Raw genomic sequence first — 21,002 nt, forward strand, 5'->3', positions numbered from 1 at the left:
GCTCATCCACGGCAGCGCGTGAAGGTGTATGCAGGCCGGATACGCCACCGCGGCATGCCATGCCCGAGTGATTTATACACGGGTTGGCAGGCCGTCCATCGCCCGGGGCCTGCATTACTGCTGCCCGACCACCGTCCGCACTGCCTCCAGCAGGGAATCGATCTCGACGGGCTTGGTGATATAGCCATTGGCGCCACCCGCCAAGCCTTTCAACACAGACTCCCGGGTTGCTTTGGCAGTCAGCATGATGACAGGCACATCCTTGAGTGCCGGGTGCGCACGCATTCTGAGCAGAATGTCAAAGCCATCGGCATCGGGAAGCATCACATCGAGAAGAACGAGATCGGGCCTCGGGGGTTTACGAAACTCGGCCACGACCTCGGCACGGGACCCGGCGACTCGCACATCAAACCCTTCAAAAATCAGATACTGGCTCAGGAAACTGGCCAGAAGCGGGTCGTCATCCACAACAATGGCCGATAAGCGCTGCCCCGGAGTACGCGTGGGATGCACCGCGCGCTTGTGCGCAATCCGGACGTAGTAGCTGGAGTTCTTGAGTGACGCGGCACAGGCATCGGCTTCAGCGTTGGCCTGGGTCAACGCCATGGCGCTGAACTGGAACTGCAGCGACGCGGCAAAGGAATCCGGATGGACCACCGCCGCAAGGTTCTTGAAGACCAGATTCCGGAGCGTCTCATCGAATGTTTCGAGAGCCGCTGCACTCATGCTCTGCCGAATCTGCGCCAGCGTCAAAACACCGTCAAGTCGCACCAGCAATTCGACCTCGGGCGGCGAAATGGTGGTGACCGAACCACGCAACTCCTGTTCGCCGTTCGAAGTAACCCCGTAAACATCGGTGTAGTCCAAGGTATTGGCTCCTCTCGTGACATGCGGCGTGACATGCGCCCGGTTGCTGTCAAATTCTGGTGCTTGAGGGGCGGCTCATCCGCAAGCACCTCCCCAAAATATACCCTCAGATTCTGGCGCACCAGCCTCTGCATATTACCCCGACCCCGGCTCAGAAAGATCAAGGCGCAGCGGCTTCGGGCGGCAAGCCGGCATCCAGCGCGCCCATCAGTTCGCCCAGGGATACCTCCAGCGCTGCCAGTCGCCCGTCAATGGCTTCACGCGGCAGGCTTTCACCGAGGGCCAGTTCCAGCGTTTCTGCGTCATGTGGCACACGCGTTGCACCAATCTGCCCCGCGATACCCCGCAAGGCATGGCTCAGCATCTCAGCCGTTTTCAGCTCACCTTCTTCCAGGGCCTGGCGGATGCGCGCGATCGTTTCCTGGTGGCTTTGCTGGAAGCGGCGGAGCATCGAGACGTACAGCGGGTTGAGCCCCATCGCGCGAGACAGTCCCAACGCCAGGTCCAGGCCCACCACGTGGTCGGGCAATAAAACATCGGCTGAATCCCCCTCCACCGCCACCTCTACCGCCCCGGCCCTGGGGGCAGCTTCAGTGACTGGCACGGCGGCGGCAGCCGCCGGCGCTTCCAGGCTCTCAAGCGCCTTGCGAAGCTGGGCAGCGGCTTGCGCCCGCTCCGCATCCGTCAGCCGGCCCAGGTCGATGTCCATGCGCAGTCCCGGCTTGTCACTCTGGATGATGCCGGCATCGCCTGCCGGGGCGATGGCCGTGTTACGGACAGCATAGATGGCGATGGGCTCGGAGAAGCCCTTGGCCAGCAGGGGGTCCCGCGCATCAGCGAGGATCTCGCCCTGCACCAGGGCATGGGTTTCGCTGGAGATCAGGATCCCGCCGGGCTCTGCTGCCTGCTCAAGCCTGGCAGCGAGGTTCACCTCACGCCCGATGATGGTGTACTCCATGCGCAGCGCACTGCCGAAATTGCCCACATCGCAGAAGCCGGAATTGATACCGACACGTATCTCGAACGTCTTGCTGATGCCCATGCTGCGCCAGCGCCGCTGCAAATCCTGCATGCGCTTTTGCATCGCCATCGCCATCCTCACGCACTGCAAGGCATCCTGGCGCGGCCCCAGGCTGTGGGGGTCACCAAAAAATATGACGATGGCGTCGCCGATGAATTTGTCCAGCGTCGCGCCGTATTCCGCCGCGATCTGCGACATCTCCGCGAAATAGCTGTTCAGCAGCAGTGTGACTTCTTCGGGTTGCCATTGCGCCGTCGAGGCGGTGAAATCCTTGATGTCGGAAAAAAACACGGTCAGCCGTTTGCGCTGCGTCTGAATTTCTGCCTGGCGGGAACCGTCGAACAGCGACTGGTAGACCTGCGGCGCCAGGTAGCGCGACAGCTGCTCGGACAAATCCTTCAGGCGTTTGGCATTGGCGCTGCGTTCCAGATGGAGCCTGACGCGGGCCAGCAAAATGGGCGGGCTGATCGGCTTGGTGATGTAGTCCGTGGCACCCAGATCCAGTCCTTTTTGTTCATCCGCCACGCTGCCGAGGGCGGTGAGGAAAATGACCGGGATATCGGCCGTGCGCGGGTCCCTTGCCAGCCGGCGCATGACCTCATAGCCATCCATGGCGGGCATCATGACGTCCAGCAGGATGAGCCCGGGGCGCGGATTGCCCTTTGCCAATTGCAGGCCGGCCTCGCCATCGCCAGCCACCAGCACCTCGTATCGCTCCCGCAGCAAGGCCTCGAGGAAATAGCGGATATCCGCCGTATCGTCAATCACCAGAACGCGGGGCCGGTGCGGCTGCACCGGGGCAGTCATGGCACCAGCACCCGGATGGAGCAGCTCGCCCGCTCCCGGCCTCGCTACGTTATGCATGGTCCGGCTCCTCCATTAAAACCAGAGGCACTTTTTTGCGCCCCGGCGCGCCGCCTCAGTTCGCCAATGCGGCCCGCATCGCGTCAATCACCGCCTTGTAGTCGGGTTTGCCAAAAATGGCGCTGCCTGCCACAAAGGTATCCGCGCCGGCGGCGGCCACACGCGCGATGTTGTCGGTCTTGACGCCGCCGTCGACTTCCAGGCGAATATCCTTGCCCGAGGCGTCAATGCGTTTTCGCGCCTGCTCGATCTTGCGCAGCGCCGAGTCGATGAAGCTCTGCCCGCCAAAGCCGGGGTTGACGCTCATGATCAGGATCAGGTCTATGTCGTCTATGACCCAGTCCAGCACCTCCATGGACGAGGCCGGATTGAACACCAGCCCGGCCTTGCATCCCTTGGCTTTGATGGCCTGCACGCTGCGGTGCACGTGGCCGGACGCCTCGGGATGGAAGCTGATCAGGTCGGCGCCCGCATCGGCAAACGCGGCAGCCAGCGCATCGACGGGCTGCACCATCAGGTGCACATCAATCGGTACCGGCGAGCCATCGGATTTTCTGGCGTGGGGTTTCAGCGCCTGGCAAATCATGGGCCCGAAAGTCAGGTTGGGCACGTAGTGGTTGTCCATCACATCAAAGTGGATCCAGTCGGCCCCCGCCGCTATGACGGCCTCAAGTTCCGCACCGAGGCGGGCGAAGTCGGCGGACAAAATGGACGGAGCAATCCGGTAGGTGGGCGGCGTGGTTTTACTCATGGGGCGATTGTCGCAGCAAGCCGCCCCCCGCTGCCGGGGGGGGGCCGTTACACCGGCACGGGTTGAGGCGGTTAATATGGACGCCCACAGTTTTTCCAGCCATGTCCAAATACCATTTTTCCTGCGAAGTCGTCCCCCAGTACCAGCCTGACCAGTCAGCGCCCGAAGACCTGATTTACGGGTTTTCCTATACCGTCACCCTCACCAACACCGGGGATGTGACCGCCCAGCTGATCTCCCGCCACTGGATCATCAGCGACGCGAACGGCCACACCGAAGAAGTCAAGGGGCTGGGCGTGGTGGGTCACCAGCCGCTGCTCAAGCCGGGCGAGTCCTTCCAGTACACCAGCGGCTCGCGCCTGCGCACGCCGACCGGCACCATGCACGGCAGTTATTTTTGTGTGGCGGAAGACGGCGCGCGCTTCGAAGTGGCCATCCCGATGTTTGTGCTTGAGGCGCACCAGGGGGGCAATCCGGCCGGCCGCGTCCTGCATTGACCCGGCCGATGAAAGACCTGCCCACCCTGCTCCGGGCGCTGAACCCCGATGCCGACCTGACCGGGCGCCATGTGTGGCTGATCCGGTTGTTCGCATGGATTCGCGGCGACCAGACCTCGGTCCAGGCGGCCGTGGCGCGGGTACAGGCTTTCCTGGAGGCCGCCGAGGCGCAGCCGGACGTTCAGCGCCGCCTGCAGGCCTGGTGGCAGCAGCTGATACAGACGGTCGACATCACCACCTTGCTGGCGGACTTTGGCTTTGCACCCCGCACGGCTTTTGTCAGCGAACTCGGCGAACGCCTGCGCCGCAAGATGCTGCCGGGCACGCCCGAAACCACCGATGCGTCGGAGTTGTTCCCGCTGGTGGCGCCGAGGCGTTTCGATGCCCAATGGATGGGCGCCCTGGAAGAGCCGCAGATCGACCAGCTGGCCTGCCTGCTGTCACCCCATGGCCAGCTGGACACCCTGCATTGGCAGTACAGCCTGGTGGACGCGCTGACCTACTGCACGGCCCAAATCCGTGCCACCGGTTTCGCGCCCGAGTTGCGGCTGCGCATGGACCGGGCCACGCCCCACGCGCGGGCATTTCACGCCCTGCCTTCCGACATCGAAGAACTTCGCAGCATTTTTTTCAACCCCGAACGTGACGAGGCGCAGCTTCAGGCCGCCGTCACGCAGTACCGCGGGCGGCTTGACGCCTGTCGCCAGGCGGTCAACAGCGTCTACGCGCACATCGAGGAAAACGGCATTTCGGTCGGCATGGTGTTCCGCCTGCGCCAGCTGCGCGAGCGCATGATGCGTGTGCGGGAACTGCTGGACGCCCTGCTCTCACCCAAACCGGCCATGGCCGCACTCAAGCTGCTGGTGCGGCGGGTGGTCATCGGACACGATAGTAAAAGTATCGGCGCGCTGATCAGCGCCAACTCCACCCTGCTGTCGGCCAAGATGGCCGAACGCAGCGCTGAAACCGGCGAGCGCTACATCACCCGCAACCGCGAGGAATACCGCGACATGCTGGGCAAGGCCATGGGCGGCGGTGCGGTCACGGCCTTCACCACGCTGCTCAAATTCATGGTGGTGGGCATCGGACTGTCGGCTTTCTGGAGCGGCTTCTGGGCCAGCGTGGCCTACGCCGGCACCTTCGTCATGATCCAGCTGCTGCATTTCACGCTGGCTACCAAGCAACCGGCGATGACGGCGCCCGCCATGGCCGCCAAGCTCAAGGACATCGGATCGGCCGAGGCCACGAATGCCGTGGAGGATTTTGTCGATGAGGTGACGCACCTGGTGCGCTCGCAGGTGGCGGCCGTGTTCGGCAACGTGTTCATGGTCGTGCCGGCCGTGCTGCTGATCAACGCGCTGATCCTGCTGCTGCTGGGCCATCCGATGATCAGCCACGATGAAGCCCGCCACATCCTTGCCACGCTGACGCTGCTGGGCCCGACGCTGCTCTGGGCAGCCTTCACCGGCGTTCTGCTGTTTTCCGCCAGCATGATCGCCGGGTGGGCCGAGAACTGGTTTGTGCTGCACCGCCTCGATTCGGCCATGCGCTACAACCCGCGCTTTACCAGCGCCCTGGGCAGTGAACGGGCGGCGCGCTGGTCAGCCTTCATGCGCGAAAACATTTCCGGCTTTGCCTCCAACATTGCCCTGGGCTTCATGCTGGGCCTGATCCCGGCGTTCACCGGCTTCTTCGGCATCGAACTCGAAGCACGCCACGTCACGCTGTCGACAGGGCAACTCGCTGCGGCCGGCGCCTCGCTCGGTTTTGAGGCTTTCCGGCACCCGGCGATCTGGTGGTGCATGGCCGCGATTCCCCTCATTGGGGCGCTGAACCTGGGTGTGAGTTTTTACCTCGCGTTCCGTTTAGCCCTGCAGGCCCACAACGTCAGCGGGGTGGACCGCGCCCGCATTCGCGCAGCCATCTGGGCCCGCTGGCGCACCCAAGCACGCAGCTTCTTCATGCCGGCGTAGTGCCGTCACGGCGGACCGCTGTCCGGCCATCAGGTGGTTTCAGTTATTGTCCTACAGGGCGGGCGCCATGACACCTGTAAATTAGTGCAACGCATCGTCGCTTCTCGAGTGACGGCCGGGCTTCAAGCTATAACTGCTGGCCAACCAAAAGCGCACCCGCCTTTGCCTCTCCCCCGCGGCAGGCGTGGCTGCAGAGTCCTGACCAGAGTGGAGAGCCTCCTGCATGAATGAAATCCTGGCCATCTGGGCCGAGTGGATCAAGCCATCGGCAGGGTTGCCTACGGTGCAGTGGTCCATCCTGCTGGCCCTGGCAGCCGCTTCCGGCCATCTGGTGAACCGTTACACCGGCCTGCCCAAGGTCATCGGCTATTCGGCCCTCGGCGGCATAGCCGGTCTGGCCGGATTCACGGGCGCTGCCTGGCCGTTGCAGGGTATCGGGCTCTTCCTGCTGGAACTGGGCGTCGCGGTCGTGCTGTTTGAGGCGGGCGGCCGCATTCCGCTGCGCTGGTTTCGCCACAACCCCATGGTGCTGGTGCAAAGCCTGGCCGAATCCACACTGACCTTCTTCGTGGTGCGCTGGGCGCTGGACTATATGGGCATGCGCGAAGTCGTCGCCGAATCCCTGGCCCTGCTGGCCATCGCCGCGTCGCCCGCCGTGCTGGCTCGCGTGGCCATCGACACGCGGGCGGCGGGCCCGGTCACTGAGCGGGCGCAGGTGCTGTCCACCCTCAGCACCTTGTATGCCCTGACGCTTTGCAGCGCCCGCGCGGGGATGATGCCGCGGGGCGAAGCCGAACTGACGAACTCGCTCTACCCGGTGCTGGTGGTRCTCGGGCTGTCGGTGGTGGTCGGCGCCGTGCTGGCACTCACGCTGCGCACCGCGCTGCGGGTGATGAGCCCCACCAGTGAGAACACCGCCATCCTGCTGCTCGCGCTGATTGCGGCCGGCGCCGCGCTGGCCGCCAACTTTGGCGGTTCCGCGCCGCTGGCGGCACTGCTGGGCGGCATGCTGCTCAAGCAGCTCAATCCGCGCCCCTGGTCCTGGCCGCGGCAAATGGGCACGGCCTCCTCCATGCTCACCATGCTGATGTTTGTGCTGGTGTCGGTTGTGGCAGCCCAGGCCGACTGGAGCGGCCCGGTGGCGGGCCTGGTGCTGGCACTGGTGGTGGCACGCGTGCTGGCCAAGATTATCGGCGTGGCGCTGGGCAATGTCGGCAGCGGTGCCAGCTGGAAGCAGGCCTTGTGGGTCGGCTGCGCCATGTCCCCGATGTCGTCGGTGACGCTGCTGCTGGTGTCGCAGTTTGTGGCCGCTTCCGGCGCGCTGGGTCGGCAGATTGCCGGGGTGGCGTTGCCGGCCATTTTGCTGATGGGGGTGCTCGGTGCCATTTTGGCCACGGTGGCCATCTACCGCGCCGGCGAAAGCTCAACCCCCTGGCCGCCGCTGCGGCGCAACCCCCCTGCAGGACCCCGTCATGAGTCTTGAAACCTTCCATAAATCTGCCGCCTTGTCATTGGGCGTGGAGCTTGAGCTGCAGCTGGTGAACACGCATGACTATGACCTGGCCCCCTATGCCGAGGACATGCTGCGCCTGATGCACAAAATCCCGTTGCCCGGTGCGGTGGTGCCCGAGATGACCTCGAGCATGATTGAAATCTCCACCGGGGTCTGCAACTCGTCGTCGGAAGTGCTGGGCCAGCTCTCGCAGATCCGCGATGCGCTCGTGAAAAGCGCCGACAAACTCAATATTGCCGTGGTCGGCGGCGGCACGCACCCGTTCCAGCAGTGGCACGAACGCCGCATTTACGACAAGCCGCGTTTTCGCGAACTGTCTGAGCTCTACGGCTACCTCTCCAAGCAGTTCACGATTTTCGGCCAGCATGTGCATGTGGGCTGCCCGAATGCAGACAGCGCGCTGCTCACGCTGCACCGCATGTCACGCTACATCCCCCATTTCATCGCGCTGTCGGCCTCGTCACCCTATGTGCAGGGCCAGGACACGGCGTTTGACTCGGCGCGGCTCAACTCGGTGTTTGCCTTTCCGCTGTCGGGTCGTGCCCCGTTTGCGCTGACCTGGGACGACTTCACCGTGTACTTCGACAAGATGACGCGCACCGGTGTGGTCAAGAGCATGAAGGACTTTTACTGGGACATCCGGCCCAAACCGGAATTCGGCACCATCGAGATACGGGTGTTCGACACACCGCTCACGGTGGAGCGTGCCACGGCGCTGGCGGGCTTCGTGCAGTCGCTGGCCTCGTGGTTCATGAACGAGCAGCCCTTCATGCCGACGGAAGACGACTACCTCGTCTACACCTACAACCGCTTCCAGGCCTGCCGCTTCGGCCTCGACGCCGTCTATGTGGACCCGGCCACCGGCGGCCACATGCCGCTGCGCGAGCACATCCTGATGACCATGGGCCAGATTGAGCGCCACGCCGGAGCGGTGGGCGCCGGCGCCTCGCTGCACCTGCTGCAGACCAGCGTGGAGCGCGGCGACAACGACGCCCGCTGGCTGCGCGAGAAGCAGGGCGAGGAGCGCCTGCTGGCCGAAGTCATCCGGCAGGCGGCGCAACGCTTTCGCGGCGGCGTGACGCATACCCAGCTGCCCTGACCAGGCAGGCGCACTGCCTGTATGCTTGGCGCATGGGTGAGTTTGATCTGATTGCGCGCTACTTCACACGTCCTGCACGCCGTGCCGTGCTCGGCGTGGGCGACGACTGCGCGCTGCTGCAGCCGACGCCGGGCACGCAGCTGGCCATTTCCAGCGACATGCTGGTCGAGGGACGGCATTTTTTTCCGGATGTCGATCCTTTCGCGCTGGGCCACAAGGCGCTAGCGGTCAACCTGAGCGACCTGGCCGCCTGCGGCGCGACACCGCTGGCCTTCACGCTGGCGCTCGCGCTGCCGCGCGCCGACGAGGCCTGGCTGGAGCCCTTCTCGCGCGGCCTCTTGGGCCTGGCCGATGCGCACGGCTGTGAGCTGGTCGGCGGCGATACGACGCAGGGGCCGCTCAATATCTGCATCACCGTGTTCGGCGAGGTCCCTGTGGTGGGCGGCAAAAGCCAGGCCCTGCTGCGCTCGGGCGCGCGGGCAGGCGATGACCTGTATGTGAGCGGCACGCTGGGCGATGCACGGCTGGCACTGGAGACCCTGCGCGGCGCGCTGCAGCTGCCCGCCGAGGCACTGGCGCAAGCCCGCACCCGCCTGGAGCAGCCCACGCCCCGGGTGGCGCTGGGCCAGGCCTTGCGCGGCGTGGCGAGCGCCGCAATCGACGTGAGCGACGGGCTGCTGGGCGACCTGCGCCACATTCTCGCGGCCTCTCGCGTCGGCGCCACCATCCACACCGAATTCGCTATGGATTTGGCCGCTGCCGGCTCACGTCTGGCCGTGGAGGGGGCCGCTATTTCCCAAGAAAAACAGCTTGAATTCGTGCTCTCGGGCGGCGACGATTACGAGCTGGCCTTCACGGCGCCCATGTCCGCCCGTGATGCCGTGCGGGCCGCCTCGCAGCTGGCACAAACGCCGGTCACACGCATTGGCAGTATCGAGAGCGAGACCGGCTTGCGGCTGGTCGATGCCCTGGGGCAGCTCATGCCCGGCGGGTTCTCGTCATTTGACCACTTTGCCTGACACGGCAGCAGCCATTATTTGCACCCAAATAGCTGCCGCCGGCCCTCCGGGCAGCAAGCAAGTGCTACCGCGCCCCCGCCTCGTATTACTTCGCCTCCACCAGCGTGCGAATGTCCAGCAGGGTCAGCTCGTTGTCATCGGGCTTGCCGATCACACGGCCTGACGAGTACGGGAAGTTGTTGTCATTGACCAGCACAATGTGCGTGGCATCGACAATCGCCAGCCCTTCGGGGCCCAGGTGCGGCAGCACAAAATTGGCTTCATTCGGGCCCAGACGGGCAAGCCGATTCGGGTTGGCGATACGGGTCAGGTCAATGTAGGCGACCTTGCGCACCACGCCGTCGGCATCCACCGCCGACAAGTCAATCTTGTAAACACGCTTGAAACGGGCCGGGCGGGTGAAGCAGTCGGTGCGCGCTTCGTTGGGGCAGGCCGGCGCCTGGCCTTCGGTAGCATCGTCGCGCTCAATCACCAGGCCGGTCGTGGCGTCCAGCATCTGGAAATCAGCAACAACGTTGCCCACTTCTTCCAGCAGGTATTTCCACTGCTTGCCGGTGTAGCGGCGCGAGGCGACGTCGACTTCATTGATGCGTACATAGGTTTTGTCGCCCAGCTTCTCCACGCTTTTGGCCGCGGCATCGAACAGCGGGCCTTCAAACATCGGGTAGAGCTTTCTGCCATCGGGCGACTTGGCCATGGCTTCGAAACCGTTGGAGCGGCGCACTTCAAACAATGCCTCCCCCGGCAGATTGGGCAAACGCCCCTGCAGGTAGTGGTCGGGTGAGGCGTGCAGCTTGCCGTTAATGACTGTCTCGATCACGCCCAGCACGCGGCCCTGGGGGTCGGTGCGCAGGATGTAGGGACCAAATTCGTCACCAATCCACCATTCGTTGCCCACCACCTGAATCGACTCGGGATCGAAATCGATGCCGGTGAGGTAGCGGCGCTGCGTGTTTTCGTTCTGGATGTGAAAAGGCACGCGTTTATGGGGGTCGCTCAAAAAGATGGTGCCTCGGCGAACCACTTGACCCTTGCCCCAGTTCACCGACATCTGGTGCACCATCAGCAGCGCATCCTGCGAATTGACCTTGTTGCCAAAACCGTTGTCGGTCAGCACCAGAAATTCGCCCTTTCCCACCGACACAATGCCGGAGAAGCCCTGCACGGACTGGCCTTTCATCGGCAGCGTGCCGCCCGAGGCGCGCGGGTATTTGGCATCCCCCACAAAGGTGTTGGCCGCCTCAGAGCCCAGTTGCTCGTTGCGCTGGCGCCTGGCATTGGCAAATTTGCCGGCCGTGGCAAAAAAAGCACCGGCATCGCCCGGCGCTTTCACGGCGCCGGTGGCGGGGAGGGTGGCATGGCCCGCCAGCACGGCCTCCACCGCTGGCGCCGGCGCAAGCTCGGCACGGCTGCCGCCCGAGGCCAGGCACAGTGCACAGGCGGCCGCAATGGTCAACGCATTCATTTGTTTCAACACCGACATGCTCATCCTCCATTTAGTGGCTGGACTGTGCCGGGTCTGTGTGAAACCGGTATGACAAAAGGACAACCAGCATCACGCCTGGTGCGGGTCCCGAAAGCAAGGGTCGGTCTTTCAGGCCTCGTGCCGGTGCTCGGGCGCGACGCGACGCAGCAGTCGCCAGGCGCTACGGCGCGCAGCTTGCAGCACTCGCACGGCGACCCGGCCTGTCCCGCTCCAGAATTCCTCGCTCGCCTGGCGCCGCAACTGCTGAGCCTGAAGTTTGGCCGCATCCATCAGGCGGCCGTATTCGGCTGGATTGATCTTGCTGTTCATGACGCTTCCTTTCGTTGCGATGGGGATGCAGCCACTCTAGGCAAGGGCTGCCACGCCGGAAACGGCAGGTGGCGCAAATGGGTTTTGCATTCACTGCAAAGCCGCTGGAAGCGTGCTGGTTACCATTGGCCCATGCGCCACCTCGACTTCGACGACATGCACCTGTTCGCCCGCGTGGCCGAGCTGGGCACGCTATCGGCCGTGGCGCGCGAGCGCGAGGTGCCAGTCAGCCAGGTCTCGCGCACCTTGGCGCGCATTGAAAAAGCCTGCGGCGCGCGGCTGATCCACCGCTCCACCCACGGCCTGGCGCCCACGGCCGAGGGTGAAACTTTTTTGCAGTACTGCCGCCGCATGATGGGCACGCTCGACGAGCTGGAAGGCGAATTTGCCCAGCAGACCCGGCAAGCCAGCGGCTGGGTGCGCGTGGCCGCCAGCACCGTGATCGCCGAATACCTGCTGGTGCCCAGCCTCGCAAGCCTGCACCAGTGCCACCCGCGGCTGTGCGTGGAATTCCAGGTGGAAGACCGGCTGGTGGACATGGCGCACGACGGCATCGATATCGCCATCCGCACTGGTGTGCCACCCACTGACACCGTGGTAGCGCGGCAAATCGGCGCGCTGGGCCGCAGGCTGTATGCCACGCCGGGCTACCTGCAGGCGCATGGCACGCCCAGGCATCCCGACGAGCTGCGCCGCCACAAGCTGATCACGAACAGCGCCGTGCCCATGCTCAACCGCTGGCCGTTCCAGAGCAAGGGCCAATCCAGCACGATCATGGCCGAAGCCTGCTGGCGCTCGGACAGCACGGGCATCACCACCAAGCTCGCCTTGCACGGCCTGGGTATCTCGCGCATGGCCACCCTGGTGGCCGAGCCGCTGGTGCGCCAGGGCCTGCTGGTGCCGGTGCTGGCGGACTTCGTCGATGACCAGCCCAGCCCCGTTTATGCGGTTACGCTTACCAGCCGCCACCGCCTGCCCAAGATCAGGGCCTGCATCGACCACTGGACCGAATGGTTTGAAAAAACCAGAACCACCCCATGACCACCATGAGCGATTCCCCCCCTCCGCCAGAGCCCCTCAACCCGCCCGGAACCCGGCCCAACGCCCGGTTTCTGCTGGCGCATCCGGCGCATTTCATCGCCCTGGGTTTTGGCTCTGGCCTCAGCCCGGTGGCGCCCGGCACGGCCGGCACCCTGTGGGCCTGGCTGTCATTTCTGGTGCTGCAGAACTGGCTGGCGCCGGCAAAGATGGGCTGGCTGATTGCCGCCTCGGCGCTGGTGGGCTGGTGGGCCTGTACCGTGACCGCTAAAAACATGCGGGTACTGGACCCCGGCAGCATCGTCTGGGACGAAGTGGTGGCTTTCTGGCTGGTGCTGTGGCTGGTGATGCCTGCGGGCTTCTGGGGCCAGCTGGTGGCATTTGGCCTGTTCCGGTTTTTTGATGCGGTCAAGCCAGGACCCGTGGCCTGGGCCGACCGGCACTTCAAGGGCCTGGGTGCCCGTGGCGGCTTTGGCATCCTGTTCGACGACATCGTCGCCGCGTTCTGCACCCTGCTGGTGATCGCCCTCTGGAGAATCTGGTGAGCACTCAATTGCCATCAACAGGCGAGCGATCTACCCCGGAACTTGTTGGGCTGGTGGCTGATTTTCTTCAGAAAAAACAATGGATGATGGCCACCGCCGAAAGCTGCACCGGCGGCATGATTTCCGCCGCCTGCACGGACCTTTCCGGCTCCAGCAACTGGTTTGAACGCGGCTTTGTGACCTATTCCGACGCCGCCAAGACCGAGTTGCTCGGGGTGGACGCGGCGCTGATCAAGAAGCACGGCGCCGTCAGCGAGGCAGTGGTGCGCGCCATGGCCACGGGGGCGCGGAGCCGTTCGCCGGCGCAGGTGTCGGCTGCCGTCACCGGCGTGGCCGGTCCGACGGGCGGTAGTGCGGCCAAACCCGTGGGTACGGTATGGTTTGGTTTTGCGCTGCCGGGCCAGGTGGTTTCAGAAGCCCGGCGTTTTGACGGTGACCGGGCCGCGGTGCGGGCAGCCACGGTACGGCATGCGCTGCAGCGTCTGGTGGAATTATTGCAACCCACCCCCTGACAGGCGCGGCGCAGAAGGACACAACTCGCGGGCAACGCCGAGGCGGTGGCGGTCGCGCTCCAGTGCAGGCCCGGTGCGGCCAAGAGAACGACCAAAAACCCGTCAGCCATCCAAGGAGTCGCATGCACCCGAACCAGAGCCAGCTTGAAAGCTTCTACGCAGCCTTTGCCCGCCTCGACGCCGAGGCCATGGCCGCCTGTTATGCGCCGGATGCGCAATTTGACGACGAGGTGTTTTCCCTGCGCGGCCACCCACAGGTCACCGGTATGTGGCGCATGCTCTGTGACGTGACCCGGGCCAAGGGGGCAGATGTCTGGAAGCTGGCGTACAGTGGCATTGAAGCCGATGCGCGCAGCGGCAAGGCCCACTGGGAGGCGGACTACCGTTTCAGCGCAACGGGGCGTATGGTGCACAACATGATCGACGGGGTATTTGAATTCAATGAGCAGGGCCTGATCTCCCGCCACCGCGACCGCTTTGATTTCTGGGCCTGGTCGCGCCAGGCCCTGGGCCTGCCCGGCCTGCTGCTGGGCTGGACACCGTTTTTGCGACAAAAAGTCAGGACGCAGGCGGCGGCAAATCTGCAAAAATACCTGACATCACACGGGAGTTGAATAATGACCTGGTTTGACGGCTTTGAGTCGCGCAGCTTCGAGGTCAATGGGGCCTCCATCCAAACGCGCTTTTCCAAAGTGGCGCTCGGCGATGCGCCGCGCCCGGCCCTGCTGCTGATCCACGGCTTCCCGCAGTCGCATGTGATGTGGCACCGTGTCGCGGAGCGCCTCGCCCAGCACTACTTCCTGGTGATGCCCGACCTGCGCGGCTATGGCGACTCGTCCAAATCACCGGGCCTGCCAGACCACAGCAACTACAGCAAGCGCAACATGGCCCACGACATGGTGGCGGTGATGAGCGCCCTCGGGGTGGACCGCTTTTTTCTGTGCGGCCACGACCGCGGCGCGCGGGTGGCGCACCGGTTGGCGCTGGACCATGCAGCCCGCGTGATAAAACTCTGCGTCATCGACGTTGCCCCGACGCTGGACATGTACGAAGGCCGCGGCATGACCGAGCCCTACATGGCGTTTGCCCAGGCCTACTACCACTGGTTTCACATGCTGCAGCCAGCCCCGCTGCCGGAAATCATGATGGGCGCCAACCACCTGGAGACGGCCAAAGCCTATCTGCACGCCAAACTGGGCGGCTGGGGCAGCTCCGGACTCGGCTACATAGAACCGCAGGCACTGGCCGAGTACGAGCGCTGCTTCTGCAATGCCGAAGCACTGCACACGGCCTGCGAAGACTACCGCGCGAGCGCCCGCATCGACCTGGAGCACGACCGCGAAAGCCGCGCGCATGGCCTCAAGGTGGGCTGCGACATGCTGGTGCTCAGCGGTGAGCGCGGCGTGGTGCACCGGCTCTTCAACCCGATGGCGCTGTGGCAAGAACAATGCAGCGGCATCGTGGCGGGGCATACCATGCCGGCGGGGCATTTCATTCCCGAAGAGCAGCCCCAGGCGGTGGCGCAGGCCCTGCTGGAGTTCTTTGCTTTGCCTGAGCTGGATCGGGTTTGAACATGGCCCGCTACACCGCAGAAGTTTTATGGCTGCGCAACGACGGCGACTTTCTGGGCAACCACTACAGCCGCCGCCATTTGCTGCTGTTTGACGGCGGCCTGCAGGTGCCGGGCTCCTCGTCGCCGCATGTGGTGCCGCTGCCAATGTCGGATGCGTCAGCGCTGGACCCCGAGGAAGCCTTTGTGGCCTCGCTGTCCAGCTGCCACATGCTCTGGTTTCTGTCGATCGCCGCCAAACGAAAGTTTTGCGTCGACCGCTACTTCGACGCGGCCACCGGCATCATGGAAAGAAATGCCGACGGAAAAATGGCCATGACCGTCGTCACGCTGAAGCCCGATGTGGCGTTTTCGGGTGAGCGCCTGCCCACACGCGAAGAGCTGGACAAGCTGCACCACGAGGCGCACGAGGCCTGCTTCATTGCCAACTCGGTCAAGACCGAGGTGCGCTGCGAGCCGGTGTACCCCGGTTAGCCTGATTTGCTCCTTCACCCATTGGGGGAAGGCTGGGATGGGGGCTAGCAGCGCGTGATTTGCTAGCTGATGGAACCCCGCTTGAATTCCTGAGAAACAGAGCCAAGAGGCCGGTCTTTGTTGAAGAGAGCAGGTGCCCTTCACGACCAAGCCGGGGGGAGCCCGGCGGCTCGTCACTTTATTTTGTTTCGCCAAAATAAAGTAACCAAACAAAAGGCGACCCTGCTGTCTGCGTCCCTCCGCTTCGCTGCGGGCAGCCTGCGGTGCTCGGTCCAGGCGGGGTCTCGCTCAACTCGCTGCGCTCAAACAATCGCGATCCCTGATCCGCCTGGCCCTGCGCTCCTCGGCGCAGACAGAAGGGGTGGACCAGAAACRCCAAACAGCCAAATACCAGAAYCCGAATACCTAAAACCACAAGGACACGCCRYGGCGTGTCCTTGTTGGTCTTGGTATTTTCTTTGTGTATTCGGTATTGCTGTCTGTTCCCCACCCGTGTGGCTGGGCCGAGCAGCGCAGATGCAGGCGGGATCAGGGCCGCAGTTGTTTGAGCGAAGTGCAACGTAGCGAGTTCTGCGGACCCCCGCCGGAGTCGAGCAGCGCAGGTTGCCCGTAGCGAAGCGCAGGGACCCAGACTTCGGGTCGCCTTCTCTTTGCTTACTTTTCTCTTGGCGACGCAAGAGAAAGTAAGTCGCCCGCCGGGGCGAGTCCCGGCATGCTCGCCAAGAACATGGCGCTCAAATCTATGAAGGCTTCGACAAGTTCCTAGCAGACGCCTAATTCAAACGTTGAGCGGCGCTGTCTTGCTTGAAAGGTCAAAAAACTCTTTTGACCATCAAATCAACCACAAGCCCTCTAGATGCGATCACCATCCGCTACAAAATCAGAAGCAATCAGAGCCACTCTTCAGGCTCTCACCATCACCCCGCGCCGTGGCACTTCTTGTATTTCTTCCCGCTACCGCAATAGCAAAGATCATTGCGGCCGGGCGTGACTTCCTTGCGCACCGTCTCCACCTTGGGGCCCAAGGTCTTCCACAGTTCACGCAGGTCATACACCGCCCAAATCGCCTCGCCAAAGGCATTGAGCCGGGCAATGCTGGTGCTGGGCGCGCCGTCTTCGCTCAGAGGTGACACTTCCGGTGCGGCCTCGTCGTCTTCGGTCATGGCCACCACGGCCTGCAGGGCGCCGTCCAGCCATTTGGCGGCGTCTTTGTCGCGCGGTGCGGCCCATTCCTCGGGCCAGCTTTCCACGGCAAACATGAAACCCAGCGCCCACACCTGGGCAAAAGCGGGCAGCTCTTCGCCTTTGAAGGCGGCTCGCTCCTCGGGCGGCATGTCGGCCACGGCTCCCCGAACGTCCATCACTTCAGGGTGGTAGCAGTTGTCGTCTTCCAGCGAGTCCACTTCCGAATCAAGCGCCGTGGCCACTTCATTCCAGCGCTGGTTCCAGAGCGTGAGAAAGCGTTCGCGTTGCGCCTCGCCGGCAAATGAGCCGCCTTCGGCGTCGGGCGCTTCGCCCGCGGCCGGCGTGGCCAGCAACACCGGCAGGTATTCATCGGCGTCAATCGGGCGGCGCGAACAAATCACTGCGGCCATGAAGCCTTCACAAAACTCCCACTGTGGTGTTTCGTCATAGCGCGTGCGCAGCTCGTCCAGGATGGTGTCGAGTTCGTCAAAGGCCTCGGTTTCCAGCCAAGGCGTGGCGGGCGATGCGGCAACAGGCGTTGTGGAGGCAGGGGGTGCGGAGGGGGTCTTCATGAAAAATCCTGAACGGGGTGGGCGCTGGTGACCCAAAGTGTATCTGCCGCGTAGAGTCTGGCCTGAGTTTCCAGGTCTCTTACTGCTGGCCGGCCCACCATGAATTAAATAGCTGCTTGCGCCCGTACACCATGGGCCAGAAGCCTTTTTGCCATTGAAATAACAGCCCGGTCCTTGCTCAGCAGCAGGGCCTGGCTGGCCACCGCGAGGTCGATGAATTTCTGGTCGTCCGGGTCGCTGCAGGTCACACCGGCTTTGCCGGCGACTTCCTGCAGCCGCGCATGCCGGTCAAAGGCGGCCAGCACGTCGTCGGCGCTCAATTGGTAAAACGCCAGGCGCGGCACGATTTGCGGGTAGGCCAGCACACGCGCCAGCTCGTCGCGCATGGCTTGCGTGGCCAACCAGTCGAGCTCGCCGGCTTCCAGCGCCAGCCTGACCGGAAGCGCCGCCGCATCGTTGAAGACAAACACATCGAGAACGATGTTGGTGTCCAGGACGATGGGTTGAATGCTCATGCGCTGAAGGCCATGGCGTGCCTGCAGGCAAGCCGGTGATGCACCACCCTCACCCCTGCCCTCTCCCGGTGGGAGAGGAAGAGGGAGCAAGACCAGGAGTGGATGTAGATGCAGGTTTGCCGCGCGCCGAGCCGGCCACCATGTCAAAGCGGAACAGCCGGCATTCGATCGGGCCGTTCCACATGGGCACGCGGCGCGACTCCTTCAGGCGCATCTTGCCGGGCAACTTCAGGTCGGGCGTGAGCACATGGGCCGTCCAGCCGGCGTAGTTCTTCTTCCAGTGAGTGGCCAGCCGGGGAAAGAAGTCGGAGGCCTCTTCGCCGGTTTCTGTCTGTGCCTGCTCGCGCCCCGGGTTGGCCGAGCGGTCGCGCGGAGCGTCAGCCGGGCCGGCTTCGGATGCATCACGCGGCAGCGGCTGGCCAAACTCGTCGATGGCCTGGGTGCCGTCCCAGGAGCCGCTCACGCCATGGCCCTGCTGGCGCCGCTGGTCGCGCCCCTGCACGCCGGTGATGCCGGCCACGCCGGCCACGTCAATGCGCTCGCCATAGGGGGGGTTCACCAGCATCACGCCCGACGGCGCGGGCGGCATGCGCTGCAGCGCGTCGCCGCCGCGCAGCTGCACGGCGTTGGCCACGCCCGCGCGCTCGGCATTACGCTCGGCAAAATCCACCATGCGGAACGACACATCGCTGCCAAACACCGGTGCCGTCGGCTCCGTGATGGCCGCCTCGGCCTGGTCGAGCAGTCCCTCCCACACGTGAGCCTGGAAGGGCAAATATTTCTGAAAGGCAAAGCGGCGGTTGATGCCGGGCGCGATGTTGCAGGCAATCTGCGCCGCCTCGATCACGATGGTGCCGGAGCCGCAGCACGGGTCGTACAGCGGCACACCCTCTTTGCACTGCTGGTCCCAGCCGCTGGCGGCAATCATGGCGGCGGCCAGTGTTTCCTTCAGGGGGGCGTCTCCCTTGTCTTCGCGCCAGCCGCGCTTGAAGAGCGGCTCGCCCGAGGTGTCGATGTAGATGGTCGCCGTGTCTGTCGTCAGGTGCACATACACGCGCACGTCGGGCCAGCGCGTGTCCACATCGGGGCGCACCTCGTACTTGGCGCGGAAGCGGTCGGCAATGGCGTCCTTGACCTTGAGTGCCGCAAAGTTCAGGCTGGTCAGCGGGCTGTGCTGCGCAGTGATCTCGACCTTGAAGGTCTGCTTCGGCGTGAACCAGATTTCCCATGCGACGCTGGCTGCCGCGTTGTAGAGGTCCTGCTCGCTGCGGTACTGGTTGTGCTGCAGCTCGATCAGCACCCGCTGAGCCAGGCGGCTGTGCAGGTTGAGCTGCAGCGCGTCGCGCCAGGAGCCCTGCAGCTGCACGCCGGCGCGCCAGGCCTTGCCTTCGATGCCGGTGATGCGTTTGACCTCGCTGGCCAGCAAGGCCTCGACGCCGGCGGCGCAGGGTAAAAAGAGTTGAAGTTGGTTCATGAATGAAGGTTTGCGGCTGGCTGGGTGACGGGCTTCTTTTCAAGCAGGGGCCGCGGCTGGCTTTGCCAGACCGCAGGCGCAGCGGCCCCCCCGGGGGGCAGGGAGCCACACGCAGTGGGCGACCGTGGGGGCTACATTCAAAGCGACTTTCGCAGGTTGGCAGGCGCGATGCGCAAAGCCTCGCGGTACTTGGCCACGGTGCGGCGCGCGCATTCAATGCCCTGCTCCTTGAGCATTTCGGAAATCTGGTTGTCGCTGAGCGGCTTTTTCAGGCTCTCGGACGAGACAAACTGCTTGATGAGGGCGCGCACCGCCGTGCTCGACGCGTTGCCGCCGGTCTCGGTGCCCAGCGCGGAGCCGAAAAAGTACTTGAGCTCGAAGGTGCCGAACGGCGTGCTCATGTACTTGGCCGTGGTGACACGCGAGATGGTGGACTCGTGCAGGCCCAGTTCGTCGGCAATTTCGCGCAGCACCAGCGGACGCATGGCCAGCTCGCCGTGGGTGAAGAAATTCTTTTGCCGCTCCACAATCGCACTGCTCACGCGCAGGATGGTGTCAAAGCGCTGCTGGATGTTTTTGATGAACCAGCGCGCTTCCTGCAAGCGCTGCTGCAAGGCCTGCCCGTTCTGGCCCTTGTGCTGCTTCAGCGCATTGGCATAGATGTCGTGCACGCGCAGACGAGGCATGACCTCGCTGTTGAGGGAGACCTTGAAGCCGCGGCCCGATTTGATGACGATCACGTCGGGCACGATGAGGTTGCGCTCGACGTTGACAAACCGCCGTCCGGGCTTGGGATCCAGCCGGCCGATCACGGCGATGGCGCCCCTGATCACGCTCTCCGGAAACCCGCACAGGTAGGACAGGCGCTTCATATCCCGCTTGGCCAGCAGTTCCATGGGCTGCTTGCACATGGCGATCGCTGCGCGGGTCTCGTCGCAGTCCTTGCAGTCGAGCAGCTGCAGGCCGAGACACTCGGCCAGGTTGCGGGCGCCGACGCCAGCGGGCTCCATGTGCTGCAGCAGCTTCAGGGCCATGGCAAAGTGCTGTTCCAGCTCTTCCGCCTGCTCAAGGTCGTCGCCCGCCAGGCCGGCGGCCAGTGACGCGAGACTGTCTTCGAGGTAGCCGTCGTCATTGAGCGACTCGATCAGGAAATGCAGCGCCGCCTGGTCTTCCTCCGACAGGCGCAGGCCGAGCGACTGGCGGTGCAAATGGTCCTGCAGCGACTCATGGCTGCGGGCCAGGTCGGAAGCCTCGGCCTCGCTGTCGTCCACATTGTTTTTGCGGGCCGGCGCGTCGCCGCCCCATTCGCTGTCGTCCGGCGCCGACTCCACCGTGCCGTCGCCTTCCCAGCTTTCTTCCAGCTTGGCCTCGGAGCTGATCTCGGGCCCTGTATCTACATCGTTTTGGCTTGCAACCCTTGGTTCATCAGGGCTTCCTGCTACTGAATCACCAGCAAACTCAAACTCCCGGCTGTCCTGGCTGACCGGCGTGTCGGCATTCTCCAGGCCAAATTCCTCGCGTGGCGCGGCTTCTTCCGACACTTCCAGGAACGGATTTTCATCGAGCATCTGCTCGACTTCCTGACTCAGCTCAAGGGTGGACAGCTGCAACAGGCGAATCGACTGCTGCAGCTGGGGCGTGAGAGCCAAATGCTGCGAAACGCGGAGGGACAGGCCTTGTTTCATGACATCCCTAAGCGCACGACAAAGCGAGTTGGG

20 protein-coding genes are annotated in these 21,002 nt (G+C 64.1%); 11 read left to right on the plus strand and 9 right to left on the minus strand.

Features of this window, described 5'->3' with window-relative positions:
* Nucleotides 1–114 precede the first annotated feature (114 nt).
* The 3 genes from AC1DUR_RS10595 to rpe form a co-directional block, all read right to left on the minus strand.
* A complete protein-coding gene (locus AC1DUR_RS10595; RefSeq protein WP_477716221.1) occupies nucleotides 115–867 on the minus strand; it encodes a response regulator transcription factor in 753 nt (250 codons plus the stop codon).
* A 160-nt stretch (nucleotides 868–1,027) separates the two neighbouring features.
* Nucleotides 1,028–2,752 (minus strand): adenylate/guanylate cyclase domain-containing protein, encoded by a 1,725-nt coding sequence (locus tag AC1DUR_RS10600; RefSeq protein WP_477721547.1) that lies wholly within the window; start codon nucleotides 2,750–2,752, stop codon nucleotides 1,028–1,030.
* Nucleotides 2,753–2,807: 55 nt separating this feature from the next.
* Nucleotides 2,808–3,503 (minus strand): ribulose-phosphate 3-epimerase, encoded by a 696-nt coding sequence (gene rpe, locus AC1DUR_RS10605; protein WP_477721548.1) that lies wholly within the window; start codon nucleotides 3,501–3,503, stop codon nucleotides 2,808–2,810.
* A 101-nt stretch (nucleotides 3,504–3,604) separates the two neighbouring features.
* On the opposite strand from rpe, the gene apaG reads away from it, so the two are divergent.
* The 5 genes from apaG to thiL all read left to right on the plus strand — a co-directional run bounded on the left by apaG (nucleotide 3,605) and on the right by thiL (nucleotide 9,604).
* Nucleotides 3,605–4,000: a Co2+/Mg2+ efflux protein ApaG gene (gene apaG, locus AC1DUR_RS10610; protein ID WP_477721549.1), complete on the plus strand. Its 396-nt coding sequence runs from the start codon at nucleotides 3,605–3,607 to the stop codon at nucleotides 3,998–4,000.
* 8 nt (nucleotides 4,001–4,008) lie between these two features.
* Nucleotides 4,009–5,973, plus strand: coding sequence for a site-specific recombinase (locus tag AC1DUR_RS10615; RefSeq protein ID WP_477721550.1), 1,965 nt, complete (start codon nucleotides 4,009–4,011; stop codon nucleotides 5,971–5,973).
* Nucleotides 5,974–6,196: 223 nt separating this feature from the next.
* Nucleotides 6,197–7,456, plus strand: coding sequence for a cation:proton antiporter domain-containing protein (locus tag AC1DUR_RS10620; RefSeq protein WP_477721551.1), 1,260 nt, complete (start codon nucleotides 6,197–6,199; stop codon nucleotides 7,454–7,456).
* A complete protein-coding gene (locus AC1DUR_RS10625; protein WP_477721552.1) occupies nucleotides 7,446–8,585 on the plus strand; it encodes a YbdK family carboxylate-amine ligase in 1,140 nt (379 codons plus the stop codon). The genes AC1DUR_RS10620 and AC1DUR_RS10625 overlap by 11 nt, the downstream gene beginning before the upstream one ends.
* 32 nt (nucleotides 8,586–8,617) lie before the next feature.
* Nucleotides 8,618–9,604, plus strand: a complete 987-nt coding sequence (thiL, locus tag AC1DUR_RS10630; protein WP_477721553.1) for a thiamine-phosphate kinase — start codon at nucleotides 8,618–8,620, stop codon at nucleotides 9,602–9,604.
* Between the two features lie 85 nt (nucleotides 9,605–9,689).
* On the opposite strand, the gene AC1DUR_RS10635 is transcribed toward thiL, so the two are convergent.
* Both AC1DUR_RS10635 and AC1DUR_RS10640 read right to left on the minus strand, forming a co-directional pair.
* The gene (locus tag AC1DUR_RS10635) at nucleotides 9,690–11,087 is read right to left on the minus strand and encodes an esterase-like activity of phytase family protein (RefSeq protein WP_477721554.1); all 1,398 of its coding nucleotides are present in this window, start codon (nucleotides 11,085–11,087) and stop codon (nucleotides 9,690–9,692) included.
* Between the two features lie 111 nt (nucleotides 11,088–11,198).
* A complete protein-coding gene (locus tag AC1DUR_RS10640) occupies nucleotides 11,199–11,399 on the minus strand; it encodes a hypothetical protein (RefSeq protein WP_477721555.1) in 201 nt (66 codons plus the stop codon).
* Between the two features lie 132 nt (nucleotides 11,400–11,531).
* Here AC1DUR_RS10640 and AC1DUR_RS10645 point away from each other — a divergent pair, with 132 nt between their 5' ends.
* The 6 genes from AC1DUR_RS10645 to AC1DUR_RS10670 all read left to right on the plus strand — a co-directional run bounded on the left by AC1DUR_RS10645 (nucleotide 11,532) and on the right by AC1DUR_RS10670 (nucleotide 15,538).
* The gene (locus AC1DUR_RS10645) at nucleotides 11,532–12,440 is read left to right on the plus strand and encodes a LysR family transcriptional regulator (RefSeq protein ID WP_477721556.1); all 909 of its coding nucleotides are present in this window, start codon (nucleotides 11,532–11,534) and stop codon (nucleotides 12,438–12,440) included.
* Entirely contained in the window at nucleotides 12,437–12,982 is a 546-nt protein-coding gene (locus AC1DUR_RS10650) for a phosphatidylglycerophosphatase A family protein (RefSeq protein ID WP_477721557.1), read from the plus strand. The genes AC1DUR_RS10645 and AC1DUR_RS10650 overlap by 4 nt, the downstream gene beginning before the upstream one ends.
* Nucleotides 12,979–13,494 (plus strand): CinA family protein, encoded by a 516-nt coding sequence (locus AC1DUR_RS10655; RefSeq protein WP_477721558.1) that lies wholly within the window; start codon nucleotides 12,979–12,981, stop codon nucleotides 13,492–13,494. The genes AC1DUR_RS10650 and AC1DUR_RS10655 overlap by 4 nt, the downstream gene beginning before the upstream one ends.
* Nucleotides 13,495–13,616: 122 nt before the next feature.
* The gene (locus AC1DUR_RS10660) at nucleotides 13,617–14,108 is read left to right on the plus strand and encodes a nuclear transport factor 2 family protein (RefSeq protein ID WP_477721559.1); all 492 of its coding nucleotides are present in this window, start codon (nucleotides 13,617–13,619) and stop codon (nucleotides 14,106–14,108) included.
* A gap of 3 nt (nucleotides 14,109–14,111) precedes the next feature.
* The gene (locus AC1DUR_RS10665) at nucleotides 14,112–15,065 is read left to right on the plus strand and encodes an alpha/beta fold hydrolase (RefSeq protein ID WP_477721560.1); all 954 of its coding nucleotides are present in this window, start codon (nucleotides 14,112–14,114) and stop codon (nucleotides 15,063–15,065) included.
* A gap of 2 nt (nucleotides 15,066–15,067) precedes the next feature.
* On the plus strand, nucleotides 15,068–15,538 hold the full coding sequence (locus AC1DUR_RS10670) for an OsmC family protein (protein ID WP_477721561.1): 471 nt from the start codon (nucleotides 15,068–15,070) through the stop codon (nucleotides 15,536–15,538).
* A 917-nt stretch (nucleotides 15,539–16,455) separates the two neighbouring features.
* Here the strand turns inward: AC1DUR_RS10670 and AC1DUR_RS10675 are convergent.
* The 4 genes from AC1DUR_RS10675 to AC1DUR_RS10690 all read right to left on the minus strand — a co-directional run bounded on the left by AC1DUR_RS10675 (nucleotide 16,456) and on the right by AC1DUR_RS10690 (nucleotide 20,969).
* Nucleotides 16,456–17,295: a UPF0149 family protein gene (locus tag AC1DUR_RS10675; protein WP_477721562.1), complete on the minus strand. Its 840-nt coding sequence runs from the start codon at nucleotides 17,293–17,295 to the stop codon at nucleotides 16,456–16,458.
* A gap of 104 nt (nucleotides 17,296–17,399) precedes the next feature.
* Nucleotides 17,400–17,810, minus strand: coding sequence for a putative toxin-antitoxin system toxin component, PIN family (locus AC1DUR_RS10680; RefSeq protein WP_477721563.1), 411 nt, complete (start codon nucleotides 17,808–17,810; stop codon nucleotides 17,400–17,402).
* A 49-nt stretch (nucleotides 17,811–17,859) separates the two neighbouring features.
* Complete coding sequence (locus AC1DUR_RS10685) at nucleotides 17,860–19,284, minus strand: THUMP domain-containing class I SAM-dependent RNA methyltransferase (protein WP_477721564.1); 1,425 nt, start codon at nucleotides 19,282–19,284, stop codon at nucleotides 17,860–17,862.
* 137 nt (nucleotides 19,285–19,421) lie between these two features.
* Nucleotides 19,422–20,969: an RNA polymerase factor sigma-54 gene (locus tag AC1DUR_RS10690; protein WP_477721565.1), complete on the minus strand. Its 1,548-nt coding sequence runs from the start codon at nucleotides 20,967–20,969 to the stop codon at nucleotides 19,422–19,424.
* Nucleotides 20,970–21,002: the final 33 nt, after the last annotated feature.

Source organism: Polaromonas sp. P4_F4 (assembly GCF_056401355.1).

What these genes read in the sequence shown, in the direction of transcription:
- apaG (WP_477721549.1), top strand. Translation starts at nt 3,605, where the DNA reads ATGTCCAAATACCATTTTTCCTGCGAAGTCGTCCCCCAGTACCAGCCT.
- AC1DUR_RS10670 (WP_477721561.1), top strand. Translation starts at nt 15,068, where the DNA reads ATGGCCCGCTACACCGCAGAAGTTTTATGGCTGCGCAACGACGGCGAC.
- thiL (WP_477721553.1), top strand. Translation starts at nt 8,618, where the DNA reads ATGGGTGAGTTTGATCTGATTGCGCGCTACTTCACACGTCCTGCACGC.
- AC1DUR_RS10660 (WP_477721559.1), top strand. Translation starts at nt 13,617, where the DNA reads ATGCACCCGAACCAGAGCCAGCTTGAAAGCTTCTACGCAGCCTTTGCC.
- AC1DUR_RS10640 (WP_477721555.1), bottom strand. Translation starts at nt 11,399, where the DNA reads ATGAACAGCAAGATCAATCCAGCCGAATACGGCCGCCTGATGGATGCG.
- AC1DUR_RS10625 (WP_477721552.1), top strand. Translation starts at nt 7,446, where the DNA reads ATGAGTCTTGAAACCTTCCATAAATCTGCCGCCTTGTCATTGGGCGTG.
- AC1DUR_RS10635 (WP_477721554.1), bottom strand. Translation starts at nt 11,087, where the DNA reads ATGTCGGTGTTGAAACAAATGAATGCGTTGACCATTGCGGCCGCCTGT.
- AC1DUR_RS10600 (WP_477721547.1), bottom strand. Translation starts at nt 2,752, where the DNA reads ATGCATAACGTAGCGAGGCCGGGAGCGGGCGAGCTGCTCCATCCGGGT.
- AC1DUR_RS10675 (WP_477721562.1), bottom strand. Translation starts at nt 17,295, where the DNA reads ATGAAGACCCCCTCCGCACCCCCTGCCTCCACAACGCCTGTTGCCGCA.
- AC1DUR_RS10650 (WP_477721557.1), top strand. Translation starts at nt 12,437, where the DNA reads ATGACCACCATGAGCGATTCCCCCCCTCCGCCAGAGCCCCTCAACCCG.
- AC1DUR_RS10645 (WP_477721556.1), top strand. Translation starts at nt 11,532, where the DNA reads ATGCGCCACCTCGACTTCGACGACATGCACCTGTTCGCCCGCGTGGCC.
- rpe (WP_477721548.1), bottom strand. Translation starts at nt 3,503, where the DNA reads ATGAGTAAAACCACGCCGCCCACCTACCGGATTGCTCCGTCCATTTTG.
- AC1DUR_RS10685 (WP_477721564.1), bottom strand. Translation starts at nt 19,284, where the DNA reads ATGAACCAACTTCAACTCTTTTTACCCTGCGCCGCCGGCGTCGAGGCC.
- AC1DUR_RS10615 (WP_477721550.1), top strand. Translation starts at nt 4,009, where the DNA reads ATGAAAGACCTGCCCACCCTGCTCCGGGCGCTGAACCCCGATGCCGAC.
- AC1DUR_RS10690 (WP_477721565.1), bottom strand. Translation starts at nt 20,969, where the DNA reads ATGAAACAAGGCCTGTCCCTCCGCGTTTCGCAGCATTTGGCTCTCACG.
- AC1DUR_RS10665 (WP_477721560.1), top strand. Translation starts at nt 14,112, where the DNA reads ATGACCTGGTTTGACGGCTTTGAGTCGCGCAGCTTCGAGGTCAATGGG.
- AC1DUR_RS10680 (WP_477721563.1), bottom strand. Translation starts at nt 17,810, where the DNA reads ATGAGCATTCAACCCATCGTCCTGGACACCAACATCGTTCTCGATGTG.